This is a genomic window from Microbacterium sp. CFBP9034, from assembly GCF_034045255.1.
Lineage (GTDB): Bacteria > Actinomycetota > Actinomycetes > Actinomycetales > Microbacteriaceae > Microbacterium.
Genome location: NZ_JAXCWC010000001.1, coordinates 182095 through 195272 on the forward strand (window position 1 = coordinate 182095; position 13178 = coordinate 195272).

Genomic DNA, 13178 nt, shown 5'->3' on the forward strand with positions numbered 1-13178 from the left:
CGTCCACCGAAACCCGACCCCAAGCCCTCGGTAGGCTGGAACCGTGAAGATCCTGGTCCTCGGCTCGGGCGCGCGCGAGCACGCCATCATCCTCGCGCTGCGCTCTGAGGCCGCCGGGCACGAGGTCCTCGCGGCCCCGGGCAACGCCGGGATCGGCCAGGACGCGACGCTCGTCGACCTCGACCCGAACGACCCCGCTGCGGTCACCGTGTTCGCGAACCAGAACGCGATCGACCTCGTCGTGATCGGACCCGAGGCTCCGCTCGTCGCCGGCGTCGCCGACAGCCTGCGCGAGCGCGGCATCCCGGTGTTCGGCCCCGGCCGGGCCGCCGCCCAGCTCGAGGGCTCCAAGGCGTTCGCCAAGCGCATCATGGATGCCGCGGGCGTGCCGACCGGACGCGCGCACCGAGCCGCCACCCGCGCCGAGGTCGAGGCGGCGCTCGACGAGCTCGGAGCGCCCTACGTCGTGAAGGCCGACGGCCTCGCGGCCGGCAAGGGCGTCATCGTCACCGAGGACCGCGGCGAAGCCCTCGCCCACGCCGACGCCTACCTCCCCTCCGGCCCCGTGCTCGTCGAGGAGTTCCTCGCCGGGCCCGAGGTGTCGCTCTTCTTCCTCAGCGACGGCGACCACGTGCTGCCCCTCAGCCCGGCGCAGGACTACAAGCGCCTGCTCGACGGCGACGCCGGCCCCAACACGGGCGGCATGGGCGCCTACTCGCCGCTCCCGTGGCTGAGCGAGCGCTTCGGCGGCGAGGACGAGTTCGTCGACCTCGTGACGCGCGAGGTGGCGGAGCCCGTCATCCGGGAGCTCGACGCCGAGGGCACGCCGTTCATCGGCCTCCTGTACGCCGGTCTCATCCTCACCGACGCGGGCGTCAAGGTGATCGAGTTCAATGCGCGGTTCGGCGATCCCGAAACGCAGGTCGTGCTCCCCCGGCTCGTCGATCCGCTGTCGGAGCTGCTGCTGGCCGCGGCCTCCGGCAATCTCGAGGACCGCCCGCGCCCGCAGTTCGCCGACGCCGTCGCGGTCACCGTGGTGCTCGCGAGCGAGGGCTACCCGCAGGCGCCGCTCACCGGGCGCCCGCTGACGGGAGTGGATGCCGCCGCCTCGGTCGAGGGCGTGCATCTCGCCCACGCCGCCACGGCGCAGTCCGACGCCGGCCTCGTCGCCACGGGCGGTCGCGTGCTCAGCGTCGTCGCGCTCGGCACGACGTTCACCGAGGCGCGGGACCGCGTCTCCCGCGCCGTCGCCGCGATCGGCCTCCAGGGCGGACAGCACCGCACCGACATCGCCGCGCGCGTCGTCGAGCACTGACCGAGCTGATCCGGCTCAGTCGACGCTGAGCTCGGCGGCGACCTGCGCGAGCACGCGGCGGAACACCGCGACCGCCGGGAACTCGCTGCCCGACCGGCGGGCCGACGTGAACACGGTGCGGCGCGGGTTGCCGGAGAGCTCGAGCAGCCGGCATCCCTGCGAGGGGGCACCCGACCAGATGAGGTCGGGGAGCAGAGCCACGGCGTTGCCGGTCTCGACGAGCCGCACGTGCGCCTGCAGATCGGCGGTCTCGTAGCGGATATCGGGCTCGAACCCGGCGGTGCGGCATTGCTGCTCCGCGTAGTGGCGCGACGCGGCGCCGCGCGGCTCCATCACCCACGGCACGTCGCGCGCCCCGGCCACCGACGCGATGCCGGAGTGCTCGCGGGCGGAGACGGCCAGGCGGATGCTGTCGGTCGTCAGCGGCTGCCGGTCGAGGCCGGGATGGTGGGGCGCGGCGTGTGAGGGATAGTGCTCGGCCACGACGAGGTCGAAGTCGCGCATCCACGTCTCGTGCAGCGCCGTCTCGGGCTCGCGCTGAACGAGCTCGACGCGCACCTCGGGAGCGATCGCACGCATGGCCTCGAGCGCGGCCGGCATGAGGGCGAGCATCGCGGACTGGAACACCGCGGCCCGCACGGTGCCGACGGCATCCTCCCCCGACGTGCGCAGCTCGGCCTCCGCGAGCTCCATCACATCGAGCAGGTCGGCCGTCCGGGCCACGAGTCGCTCCGCCGCCGGCGTCAGACGCAGTCCCCGGCCCGACTTGCGCAGCAGCTCGACCCCCGCTTCCCGCTCGAGCTGCGCGAGGTGCTGCGAGACCGCGGACGGGCTGTACGCCGCCGCCTCGGCCACCGCCGCGATCGTGCCGCGCAGATGAAGTTCGCGCAGCAGCCGGAGCTTCTTCAGATCGAGCATCCGCGGCATCCCATCATGAAGTGATACTGAACAGAATACGGAAGAAAGCGTTGCTTTTCTTTCACGGATGCCGCGCGCACACTGGTCGGAACAGCATCTTCCCCTGGAGCCTCCGTGACCATGCCCGTTCTTCCCCACACCGTGCCCGCCCCGGATCTCGCCGACGAGACCATCGCCCTCGTGCGCCGGTGGCTCGCCGAGGCCTCCGGCATCCCCGCCAGCGTCGCCGCCCGCCGCCTCGCCGGCGTGCTCAGCGATCCGAAGGGCCTCGCCTTCACCACCGGCTTCGTCGACGGCGTCGTGCGGCCGGAGGACACCCGCGTCGCGGCCCGCGAGCTCGCCCGCGTCGCCCCGCTCGTGCCTCGGTTCCTGCCGGCGCCGCTGCGCGGCACCGTGCGCCTGGGAGGTCTGGTCGCCCCGATCGCTCCGGGCGTGGTCGTGCCGATCGCCCGCACCGTGCTGCGGCGCATGGTGGGGCACCTCATCGCCGACGCGCGCGACGAGAAGCTCGGCACCGCCATCCGCTCCCTCAAGCGCGACGGCGTGCGGCTCAACATCAACCTCCTCGGCGAGGCCGTGCTCGGCGTCGCCGAGGCGCAGCGCCGCCTCGACGGCACGATGCGCCTGCTCGCCCGCGACGACGTCGACTACGTGTCGGTCAAGGTCTCGGCCATGGTCGGACCGCACTCGGCCTGGGGCTTCGACGAGGCGGTCGAGACGATCGTCGAGCGCCTGCAGCCGCTGTTCCGCCTCGCCGCCGCCGCGCCCACTCCGAAGTTCATCAACCTCGACATGGAGGAGTACCGCGACCTCGACCTCACGATGGCCGTCTTCATGCGGCTGCTCGACCAGCCCGCGTTCGAGCAGCTCGAGGCCGGCATCGTGCTGCAGGCCTACCTGCCCGACGCGTTCGCGGCCATGATCCGTCTGCAGGAGTGGTCCGCTGCCCGTCGTGCCCGCGGGGGTGCGGGGATCAAGGTGCGCCTCGTGAAGGGCGCGAACCTCTCGATGGAGCGGGTGGATGCCGAGATCCACGGCTGGCCGCTCGCCACGTGGTCGACCAAGCAGGACAGCGACACCCACTACAAGCGCATCCTCGACTACGCCCTCGACCCGGAGCGCATCCAGAACGTGCGGCTCGGCATCGCCGGGCACAACCTGTTCGACATCGCCCACTCCTGGCTGCTCGCCCAGCGCCGCGGAGTCACCGCGGGCGTCGAGTACGAGATGCTCCTGGGCATGGCCGAGAGCCTGGCCGAGGTCGTCCGCCGCGAGGTCGGCGGGCTGCTGCTCTACACGCCGGTCGTGCACCCGAGCGAGTTCGACGTCGCGATCGCGTACCTGATCCGCCGCCTCGAGGAAGGGGCCTCGAGCGACAACTTCATGTCGGCGCTGTTCGAGCTCGACTCGAACCCGGCGATGCTGCGCCGCGAGACCGACCGATTCCTGGCGTCGCTCGAGGGCATCGACGACGTGGTGCCGGCACCGCGTCGGGTGCAGGACCGCACTGCGCCCGTCGCCGCGCAGTCCGGTCGCGGATTCGCCAACACCGCCGACACCGACCCGGCCATCGCCGTCAATCGCGCGTGGGGTCTCGGCATCCTGGATCGCGTTCCCGATTCCGTGCTCGGGGTCGCCACGGCCGACGCCGCAGTGCTGACGGATGCCGCGGCCGTCGCCGGGATGCTGCAGCGAGGTCGCTCCGCCGCCGCCGGATGGCAGCAGCTGGGTGCCGAGGGCCGGGCCGCGATCCTCCACCGCGCCGGCGACGTGCTCGAGCGCCGCCGCGGCGAGCTGCTCGAGGTCATGGCCGCCGAGGCCGGCAAGATGCTCGATCAGGGCGACCCCGAGGTGTCGGAGGCGATCGACTTCGCGCACTACTACGCCGAGCGCGCGCTCGATCTCGACCACGTCGAGGGCGCCTGGTTCACCCCGGCCGACCTCACGCTCGTGACGCCGCCGTGGAACTTCCCGGTCGCGATCCCGGCCGGCTCGACTCTCGCCGCACTCGCCTCGGGGTCGGCGGTCGTCATCAAGCCGGCGCGCCAGGCCCGCCGCTGCGGCGCCGTGATGGTGGAGGCGCTCTGGGAGGCCGGCGTGCCGCGCGAGGTCCTGCAGCTGGTGCAGCTGTCCGACCCGGCCCTCGGCGAGGGGCTCGTCGCGTCGCCCGACGTCGACCAGGTCATCCTCACCGGCGGGTACGAGACGGCGCAGCTGTTCCGCGGCTTCCGCGACGACCTGCGGCTGCTCGGCGAGACCAGCGGCAAGAACGCGATCATCGTCACCCCGAGCGCCGACCTCGACCTCGCCGTCAAGGACGTCGTCTCGAGCGCGTTCGGCCACGCCGGGCAGAAGTGCTCCGCTGCGTCGCTCGTGATCCTGGTCGGATCGGTCGCCCGCTCACGGCGCTTCCGGATGCAGCTCGTCGACGCGGTCCGGTCCCTCCATGTCGCGCTGCCCACCGATCCGACCGCGCAGGTCGGCCCCGTGATCGCGACGCCGAGCGGCAAGCTGCGCGAGGCTCTCACGTCGCTCGGCGCGGGCGAGTCGTGGCTCGTCCAGCCCCAGCCGCTCGCCGAGGACCCGCGGCTGTGGACGCCGGGGGTGCGCGACGGCGTGCGGCCCGGCTCGGAGTACCACCTCATCGAGTACTTCGGCCCGATCCTCGGGATCATGACGGCTGCGAGCCTCGACGAGGCGCTGGCGCTCCAGAACCAGATCGATTACGGCCTGACGGCCGGCCTCCACTCGCTCGACGAGGCCGAGATCCGCACGTGGCTCGCCGGCGTGCAGGCGGGCAACCTGTACGTCAACCGCGGGATCACCGGGGCCATCGTGCAGCGCCAGCCGTTCGGCGGATGGAAGAAGTCCGTCGTCGGAGCGGGCTTCAAGGCCGGCGGACCGAACTACCTCGCCGGACTGGGTCGCTGGTCCGACGCCGAGGGCGCACCGGCCACCTCGGGCGTGCCGCGCCCGGCGTCCGTCGCGGCGCTGGTCTCGGCATCCGCTGTCGTGCTCACGTCCGACGAGCAGGCGTGGCTGCGTCAGGCGGTCTCCGGCGACGGCGCCGCGTGGGCGGACGAGTTCGGGCGCCTCACCGACCGGTCCGGCCTCGAGTGCGAGCGCAACGTCTTCCGGTACCTGCCGACGCCGACCGACATCCGCGCCGAGCACGGAGCCCGGCTGGTCGAGGTCGTGCGCGTCGCGGCCGCCGCCCTCCGTGCCGGCGCCCCCGTCCACCTCTCGACGGCCGACCCGCTTCCGGCGCCGGTGGTCGCGGCGCTCGGTGACCACGGTATCGACGTCACGGTCGAGGACGCCGAGCGCGCGTACGCCCGTCTGGCCGGGCAGGCGCGTCCGCGTGTGCGGCTGATCGGGACGGATGCCGCGGCCCTCATCCGCGCCGCCGGCGGCCGGCCCGACCTCACGGTGTTCGACGGCGAGGTCACCCGCGCCGGGCGCATCGAGCTGCTGCCGTTCTTGCACGAGCAGGCCGTGAGCATCACGGCGCACCGTTTCGGCAACCCGCACACTCTCGCAGCCGCCGTGCTCTGACCTCTGCCCACGCCGCCGAAGGCGCATCGTTCGCACGGTGCGCGCTATGCGCGCTGTGCGCACTGTTTGCCGAAAGCGCGCCGTTCGCACGAAGGCGCACCGTTTCCCCGGGGAAACGGTGCGCCTTCGTGGCAGGTATGCGCCCTCGGCGACGAGACGAGGCCCCCTCGGCGAGGGGACGGGCTCAGTCGGCGAGCTCGGCGGCGCGCCACTCCTCGGTCGAGGTCGTCACGGGGCGACGCAGGAAGAGCACGGCGACGACGCCCACGAGCATGACCGCCGCCGGCAGCAGGATCGCCTGCGACATCGCGGTCGAGAACGGCTCGGCGATCGCCGGGGGGAGCGCTCCGCTGCTGAAGCTGCCTGCGGCGTCGGACGCCCCGGGGATGTTCGCCTCGAGGCGGGACTGCATGAACACCGCGATCGCGGCCGAGCCCAGCACCGAGCCGATCGTGCGGGTGGTGTTGTAGATGCCGGCGCCGGCACCGGCCTGTCGCGGCGACAGGTTGCGGGTGGCCGTGGTGGCCAGCGGCCCCCACATTCCCGCGTTGCCGACACCCATGATGAAGGACGGGATCAGGAACATCCAGATCGGCGTGTCCAGGTTCATCAGCACCGAATAGAGCACGAGTGAGCCCGCGACCAGCAGCAGACCGGGCACGAGCAGGAAGCGCGGATCGGTGTGGTCGAGCCAGCGGCCGGCGAGGGGTGAGAGCACTCCCGCGGCAACCGCCATCGGCACCAGCAGCAGCGCCGCCTCGGTGGGGCTGAGCCCGCGCCCGAGCTGGATGAAGAACATCAGCGGCAGCGACATGCTCGTGACCGTGAATCCAACCGTCGCGATGCCGATGTTGGCCACCGAGAAGTTGCGGTCGCGGAACAGCTCCATCGGCACGAGTGCCTCGCTCTTGGTCGTGAACTGCTGCCAGATGAACACTCCGAGCACGATCACGCCCGCGATGATGACGCCCCAGACGGTGATCGGTCCCCAGATCACGCCCCAGTCGTAGGTCTCGCCCTCCTGCAGCCCGAAGACGATGAGGAACAGCGCGACCGCGCTCAGAAGCATGCCGACCACATCGAACCGGTGCGGGTGCGTCTCGAGCTTGGGCACGAGGATCCACGCGAGCACGAAGCCGACCACTCCCACCGGCAGGTTGATGAAGAAGATCCACTCCCACCCGAACCCGTCGACGAGCAGTCCGCCCAGCAGCGGGCCGACGAGCATCGCGACACCGGAGGTCGCGCCCCACAGCCCCATCGCGGCACCGCGCTTGTTCGGCGGGAAGGTGCGAGTGATGACCGCCATCGTCTGCGGGGTCATGAGCGCGGCGCCGAAGCCCTGCACCGCGCGGAAGGCGATGAGCGCTCCGAGCGTGGGCGAGAGCCCGCAGGCCAGCGAGGCGAGCGTGAACACCGCGAGGCCGATGAGGTAGATGTTCTTCGGCCCGAAGCGATCGCCGAGGCGCCCGGTGATCAGCAGCGGCACGGCGTAGGCGAGCAGGTAGGCCGAGGTGACCCACACGACGTTGTCGAGGTTGTTGGTGTCGGGATCGAGCGCCGCCTTGATCGCCGGGTTCGCCACCGAGACGATCGTTGTGTCGACCAGGATCATGAAGAACCCGATGACGAGGGCCCAGAGGGCGGGCCATGGGCTGCGCGGTGTGGTGCCCGGACGAGCGGATGCCGCGGCCGCGGCGCCGATCGTCTCGGAGCCGGTGGAGGGGTTGGTCATTGCCGTGCGGCCTTTCGTTGGGCGAGATAGCGTTCCGTGGGCTCGTGGTCGGGCCCCCAGAGAAAGTCGGGGTGGGCGATGCGGGCGAGGAGGTCGTCGAGCCAGGCGAGCTCGGCGCCGAGCATCGCCTCGTCGCGATCGACTTCCAGCAGGTACTGCGCAGGAACGCCCTTGTGCTGCGCCAGGCGGTGTCCGTCGGCCAGAGCGCGGTGCGCGTCGGCCAGTGCGCCCCGGCGGATGCGCAGCAGGTCGATCGCCTCGCCGCGCTCGAGATTGTGCGCCTCGGCCAGTGCGACGCGGAACTCGGTCGGCCGGTCGACGCGGGCCAGCTCCCGCCTGACCCATTCCCCGACGGCGGCGGTTCCGGCATCCGTCACCGAATAGGTCGTGCGCTCGGGCCGGTTGCCGTCGCGATCGACGCCGACCTCGGCGACCAGGCCGGCCCTCTCGAGCCGGGCGACGGTGTGGTACATCGTGCCGTTGGTGACCGGCACGATCCGGTCGTCTCGTCGGAGGCGCAGCAGGCGGATCATCTCGTACGGGTGCATGTCGCCCTCGGCCAGCAGCGCCAGCACCATCAGCCCGAGGGGCGTGAGGCGGTCGACCGCGTCCTTCATGATTGCTCCGAGTCGATTAGTCCACATGGACTATACACCTGCGCTCGGCTGCTGGGGGCGTCGGGCGCCCGGCGTCGGAGACCGGGGCTACCGTGTCGGTCATGGTCGATCCCGCAGCTCAGGAAAGGGCGCACGCGATCTTCGATCCGATCGCAGCCGACTACCTCCGGCGTCCCGATGTGGACATCGGCCCGATGTTCGGCAGCGAAGGCCTGCGGGTGCGCGGGAAGGTGTTCGCATTCGTCGGCTTCCGCGGCGGGCTCGTGGTCAAGGTGCCGGAGGCGCGCGCGAACGAGGTGATCGAGACGAGGATGGCGGAGCGCATGGTGATGCGCGACCGGCCGATGCGGGAGTGGCTGATCGTCGGGCCCGACCGCGCCGATCTCTGGCCGCCGCTCGTGGCCGAGGCGTTCGCGTACCTCGACGAGATCACGCCGTGAGCGCGGGGCCGGGATAATGGGCTGGTGACGACCCCCCTCGAACTTTCCGGCTGGCGCCATGTCTACTCCGGCAAGGTGCGCGACCTGTACGCCCCCGACGCCCCGACGAGCACGGCGATGGGCGGCGGGCCCGAGCGCATGCTCGTGGTGGCGAGCGACCGGGTCAGCGCCTTCGACCATGTGCTCTCGCCGGGCATCCCCGACAAGGGCGTGCTGCTCACGACGCTGAGCCTGTGGTGGTTCGACCGGCTCGCGGGCGGTGACGGCGGGCGCGGCATCCCGAATCATCTCGTCGCCTCGCACGTGCTGACCCTGGGCGCCGACGGCGAGGCGAACACCGCCGACGACGTGCTGTCGTTGATTCCGGATGCTGTCACCGGGCGTTCGATGGTGGTCAAGAGCCTCGACATGCAGCCGATCGAGTGCGTCGTGCGCGGGTATCTCACCGGTTCGGGGTGGGCGGAGTACCGGGAGAGCGGCACGGTGTGCGGGATCGCCCTCGCACCCGGCCTGCACAACGGCGACCGGCTGCCCGAGCCGATCTACACCCCGGCGTTCAAGGCGCCGATGGGCGCACACGACGAGAACATCACGTACGAGCGCAGCGTCGAGCTGGTCGGGGCGGAGCGCGCCGCCGAGCTGCGCGACCTGTCGCTCGAGATCTACGCGCGGGCGGCACGCACGGCCGAGGAGCACGGGCTCATCCTCGCCGACACGAAGTTCGAGTTCGGCATCGACGGTGACGGCGTGCTGACCCTCGCCGACGAGGTGCTCACGAGCGACTCATCGCGATACTGGGATGCCGCGGCCTGGGCCTCTGGCACCACCCCCGAGGAGCGCATGGCGAGCTTCGACAAGCAGATCGTGCGCGACTGGCTGGCCGCGAACTGGGACAAGCAGGGCACGCCGCCGGAGCTGCCGGCCGACGTCGTCGAGCGCACCGCCGACCGCTACCGGGAGCTGCTCGGGCGCCTCACCTCGGCCTGACCCGGTCGGTCGAGCGGGTTCGCGCGGGAATGCCCCGCACCGCCTTCCCGTTCCTATTCGTGTGAATACAGCAGAGCTCGCGGCCACGGACCGCCTCGCCCCTGACACGGCGATGGGCGCCGTGACGCTGCTCGTCGGAGACCTGGACGCGATGACCGCGTACTACCGCGACGTCGTAACGCTCGAAGTGCTCGCCGCCGACGGCGGCGCGGTGACGCTCGGCCGGGTCGGACGCCCGATCGTGGTGCTGCGCCACGAGCCCGCGCTGCGCCACGCGACGCGCGGCTCGGCGGGCCTGTTCCATACCGCGATCCTCTTCGAGACGCAGACGGCGCTGGCCGCGGCGCTCTACTCCGTCGCGCGCAGCGCCCCGGGCACCTTCACGGGCTCGGCCGACCACCTGGTCAGTCAGGCCTTCTACTTCACCGACCCCGAGGGCAACGGCATCGAGCTCTACTGGGACCGAGCACGCACCGACTGGTCCTGGGTGCACGGACAGATCGAGATGGCCACGCTCGCGCTCGACCCGAACGCCTTCCTCGGCGAGCACCTGACCGAGGAGGCCGCGCTCGGCGGCACACGCCAGGAGGCCGCATCCGTCGGTCACGTGCATCTGTCGGTCGGAGACGTCGCGACCGCCCGCGCCTTCTACGTCGACGCCCTGGGCTTCGACGAGACGGCCCGGCTCGGTGACCAGGCCGTGTTCGTCAGCGCCGGCGGCTATCACCACCACATGGCGATGAACGTGTGGAACTCGCGCGGCGCAGGACCGCGGATGCCGGCGCTCGGCCTCGGCCGCGTCGACCTCGCCCTGCCCGACGACGACGCGCTCGGCGCGCTGTCGGAGCGCCTGCGGCACCACGGCTTCGAGGTGCGCGACGACGGCCGGACACTGCGGTTCGACGACCCCTGGTCGAACCTGCTCGAGGCCACGGCGCCCGGTCGGGGCTAGGCGCCGCGCCTCCCTTTGCGAACGCACACCATGTGCGCGAACGCACATGATGGGTACGGCCAAACCCTGTGCGCTCGCGCAAAGCACGTGCGCTCGCGACGGCCGCGAGGCGCTAGACCGATTCGCGGACCACGAGCTCCGTCTCGAGGATCGTGACGTGACGCGGATGCCGCCCGGCAAGCAGGTCGATCAGCACAGAGGCCATCCGCTCCCCCTGTGCGAACGACGGCTGGCGCATCGTCGTGAGCTGCGGCGTGACGGATGTCGCGACCGGGGAGTCGTCGAAGCCGATGATCGCGATGTCGTCGGGCACGCGGAGTCCTGCGCCGGCGAGCGCGGCCAGCGCGCCCCGTGCCATCAGGTCGCTCGCGATGAAGAGGGCGTCGGGCCGCTCGCCGGACTCGAGGATGCGGCGCACGGCGTCGGCGCCGCCGTCGGCCGTGAAGTTGCCGTCGACGATGGGCCCCTCGGGGAGGTCCCACGCCCGCAGGGCATCGCGGTACCCCTGGAGCCGGTCGACGCCCGCGGGCATGGTGAGCGGACCGGTGATCGAGCCGATCCGGCGGTGGCCGCGCTCGATCAAGTAGGTCGTCGCGTCGTGCCCACCGCGCACGTTGTCGACGTCGACGTAGTAATCGCGCTCGCGCTCGCGCACCGGGCGGCCGCCGTAGACGACGGGCACGGCGTTGGCGATGCGGTCGATGAAGAGGTCGCTGGTGTGGTGCGAGACGATGATCGCGCCGTCCACGGCCCCGCTGCGCACGTAGCTCGTCGTCTTGTCGCCCGGGTCGTCGTTGGCGATGAAGAGGTTGAGCACGTAGTCCGACCGCGACAGGCGCGCATTGATCCCCGACACGATCGCCGCGAAGAACGGGTCGCCGAAGAACCGTGTGGTGTCTTCCGGCACGATCAAGGCGATCGCATGCGTCTGTCGGCTGGCGAGGGAGCGGGCGGCGCGATTGGGCACGTAACTGAGGTCGGCGATCGCACGCGTGACCGCCTCGAGCGCCTCCGGGCTGACGGCGGTCGAGCCGTTGACGACGCGCGAGACCGTGGATCGGGAGACGCCCGCCGCAGCGGCGACCTCCTCGATCGTGACCGATCCGCGCATCGCGTCCGTCGTCATCTCCCTCACCCTCTCACTGAGACGTTACGACGCGACGGTCGCCGTGTCGCGGTCGAGTGCCCGCGCGGCGATGATCCGGGCGTACTCGCGACCGCTGTCCTTGACGGTGCGAAGCTGCGTGTCGTAGTCCACCCGCACGATGCCGAACCTCTTCTCGTAGCCCCACGCCCATTCGAAGTTGTCGAGCAGGGACCAGTAGAAGTATCCCCGCACATCCACCCCGGACTCCACCGCATCGAGGATCGCGCCCAGGTGCGAACGGACGAATTCGACGCGATCGACGTCGTGGACGCGCACCTCGCCGTCCTCCTCGACCCGCTCGTCGTCGTACGCCGCACCGTTCTCCGTGACGTAGAGCACGGTGCCGGCGGGCTGGGCGAACTCCTCCCACACGTGCTCGAGCAGACGCGTGAGGCCTTCGGGCTGCACCTCCCACTGCATCGGCGTGCGCGGCAGCCCCCGCTCGTGCCAGTGGATGCCCTCGTGCGAGGGGAAGGGAGAGTTGCCCGGACGGTCGGTCGGAGCGTCGCCGCCGATCGGCGGAACGGCCGGCGCGCGACCCCCGACGTAGTCGCCGTGGTAGTAGTTCACCCCGAGGCTGTCGAGGTGGACCGAGATCGCGTCGAGATCGCCGGGCTGCGTCGCCGCCTCCAGCGCGTCGATGGCGCCCGGCTCGACGGCGCGGATGTCCTCGATGACGTCGGCGGGGTACTCGCCACGGAAGATCGGGTCGAGGAACCAGCGGTTGAACTGCCCGTCGATGCGCCGGGCGGCGTCGAGGTCGGCCGGGTCGTTCTCGTCGACCGGGTCGGCGACGGTGAGGTTCAGCGTGATGCCGAGCGTCAGCGACTCGTCGCGGGCGCGCAGTTCGCGCACCGCCTGGCCGTGGCCGAGCAGCAGGTGGTGCGCGGCCAGCACCCCCTCCGTGACGCTGTAGTGGCCGGGGGCGTGCATGCCCGCGGTGTAGCTGAGGAACGATGAGCACCACGGCTCATTGAGGGTCGTCCAGACGTTCACCCGGTCGCCGAGCGCGTCGTGCATGTCGAGCGCGTACTCGGTGAAGAGGTCGGCGGTGTCGCGGTTGGTCCAGCCGCCCTTGTCCTGCAGCGCCTGCGGCAGATCCCAGTGGTACAGCGTGAGCCAGGGCAGGATGCCGGCATCCAGCAGCTCGTCGGCCAGCCGCTTGTAGAAGTCCACGCCCTTCGCGTTGAGCGCGCCGCCGTCGGGCCGCACCCGCGACCAGGAGGTCGAGAAGCGGTAGGTCTGGAGTCCCATCGACTTCATGAGAGCCACGTCATCGGCGTACCGGTGGTAGTGGTCGCAGGCGACGTCTCCGTTGTCGGCGTTGATGACGGCGCCCGGAACGCGCGAGAAGGCGTCCCAGATCGAGTCGCGGCGGCCGTCCTCGTGGGCGGCCCCCTCGATCTGATAGGCCGCGGTGGCAGCGCCGAAGAGGAAGTTGGACGGGAAGTCTCGCGCTGTGGCAGCAGTCATGCGGACAGAGTCCTCTCTGAAGTCAATGGAGGTGGGAGT

10 protein-coding genes are annotated in these 13178 nt (G+C 71.4%); 5 read left to right on the forward strand and 5 right to left on the reverse strand.

Annotation, left to right across the window (positions count from 1 at the left end; translation table 11 throughout):
* Positions 1 to 43: 43 nt before the first annotated feature.
* Positions 44 to 1315, forward strand: a complete 1272-nt coding sequence (purD, locus tag SOM19_RS00770; protein ID WP_320484647.1) for a phosphoribosylamine--glycine ligase — start codon at positions 44 to 46, stop codon at positions 1313 to 1315.
* 15 nt (positions 1316 to 1330) lie between these two features.
* Here purD and SOM19_RS00775 read toward each other — a convergent pair whose 3' ends face one another.
* Positions 1331 to 2233 (reverse strand): LysR family transcriptional regulator, encoded by a 903-nt coding sequence (locus SOM19_RS00775; RefSeq protein ID WP_320484648.1) that lies wholly within the window; start codon positions 2231 to 2233, stop codon positions 1331 to 1333.
* A gap of 120 nt (positions 2234 to 2353) precedes the next feature.
* Between SOM19_RS00775 and SOM19_RS00780 the strand changes: the two genes are divergently transcribed.
* Positions 2354 to 5788, forward strand: a complete 3435-nt coding sequence (locus tag SOM19_RS00780; protein WP_320484649.1) for a bifunctional proline dehydrogenase/L-glutamate gamma-semialdehyde dehydrogenase — start codon at positions 2354 to 2356, stop codon at positions 5786 to 5788.
* A gap of 184 nt (positions 5789 to 5972) precedes the next feature.
* Here the strand turns inward: SOM19_RS00780 and SOM19_RS00785 are convergent, their stop codons facing one another.
* Together SOM19_RS00785 and SOM19_RS00790 are read right to left on the reverse strand one after the other, a co-directional pair.
* Positions 5973 to 7523, reverse strand: coding sequence for a DHA2 family efflux MFS transporter permease subunit (locus tag SOM19_RS00785; protein WP_320484650.1), 1551 nt, complete (start codon positions 7521 to 7523; stop codon positions 5973 to 5975).
* The gene (locus SOM19_RS00790) at positions 7520 to 8140 is read right to left on the reverse strand and encodes a PadR family transcriptional regulator (protein ID WP_320484651.1); all 621 of its coding nucleotides are present in this window, start codon (positions 8138 to 8140) and stop codon (positions 7520 to 7522) included. Before SOM19_RS00790 ends, SOM19_RS00785 begins: the two co-directional genes overlap by 4 nt.
* A 101-nt stretch (positions 8141 to 8241) precedes the next feature.
* Between SOM19_RS00790 and SOM19_RS00795 the strand changes: the two genes are divergently transcribed.
* The 3 genes from SOM19_RS00795 (at position 8242) to SOM19_RS00805 (ending at position 10519) form a co-directional block, all read left to right on the forward strand.
* A complete protein-coding gene (locus SOM19_RS00795; protein WP_320484652.1) occupies positions 8242 to 8580 on the forward strand; it encodes a hypothetical protein in 339 nt (112 codons plus the stop codon).
* Positions 8581 to 8604: 24 nt separating this feature from the next.
* On the forward strand, positions 8605 to 9567 hold the full coding sequence (locus SOM19_RS00800) for a phosphoribosylaminoimidazolesuccinocarboxamide synthase (protein WP_320484653.1): 963 nt from the start codon (positions 8605 to 8607) through the stop codon (positions 9565 to 9567).
* 112 nt (positions 9568 to 9679) lie between these two features.
* Complete coding sequence (locus SOM19_RS00805; RefSeq protein ID WP_320486635.1) at positions 9680 to 10519, forward strand: VOC family protein; 840 nt, start codon at positions 9680 to 9682, stop codon at positions 10517 to 10519.
* A gap of 112 nt (positions 10520 to 10631) precedes the next feature.
* Here the strand turns inward: SOM19_RS00805 and SOM19_RS00810 are convergent, their stop codons facing one another.
* Together SOM19_RS00810 and SOM19_RS00815 are read right to left on the reverse strand one after the other, a co-directional pair.
* Positions 10632 to 11645, reverse strand: a complete 1014-nt coding sequence (locus tag SOM19_RS00810; RefSeq protein ID WP_320484654.1) for a LacI family DNA-binding transcriptional regulator — start codon at positions 11643 to 11645, stop codon at positions 10632 to 10634.
* A gap of 24 nt (positions 11646 to 11669) precedes the next feature.
* A complete protein-coding gene (locus tag SOM19_RS00815; protein ID WP_320484655.1) occupies positions 11670 to 13139 on the reverse strand; it encodes a glycoside hydrolase family 1 protein in 1470 nt (489 codons plus the stop codon).
* Positions 13140 to 13178 lie beyond the last annotated feature (39 nt).

What these genes read in the sequence shown, in the direction of transcription:
- SOM19_RS00810 (WP_320484654.1), bottom strand. Translation starts at nt 11,645, where the DNA reads ATGACGACGGACGCGATGCGCGGATCGGTCACGATCGAGGAGGTCGCC.
- SOM19_RS00775 (WP_320484648.1), bottom strand. Translation starts at nt 2,233, where the DNA reads ATGCTCGATCTGAAGAAGCTCCGGCTGCTGCGCGAACTTCATCTGCGC.
- SOM19_RS00790 (WP_320484651.1), bottom strand. Translation starts at nt 8,140, where the DNA reads ATGAAGGACGCGGTCGACCGCCTCACGCCCCTCGGGCTGATGGTGCTG.
- SOM19_RS00805 (WP_320486635.1), top strand. Translation starts at nt 9,680, where the DNA reads ATGGGCGCCGTGACGCTGCTCGTCGGAGACCTGGACGCGATGACCGCG.
- SOM19_RS00785 (WP_320484650.1), bottom strand. Translation starts at nt 7,523, where the DNA reads ATGACCAACCCCTCCACCGGCTCCGAGACGATCGGCGCCGCGGCCGCG.
- SOM19_RS00780 (WP_320484649.1), top strand. Translation starts at nt 2,354, where the DNA reads ATGCCCGTTCTTCCCCACACCGTGCCCGCCCCGGATCTCGCCGACGAG.
- SOM19_RS00815 (WP_320484655.1), bottom strand. Translation starts at nt 13,139, where the DNA reads ATGACTGCTGCCACAGCGCGAGACTTCCCGTCCAACTTCCTCTTCGGC.
- SOM19_RS00795 (WP_320484652.1), top strand. Translation starts at nt 8,242, where the DNA reads ATGGTCGATCCCGCAGCTCAGGAAAGGGCGCACGCGATCTTCGATCCG.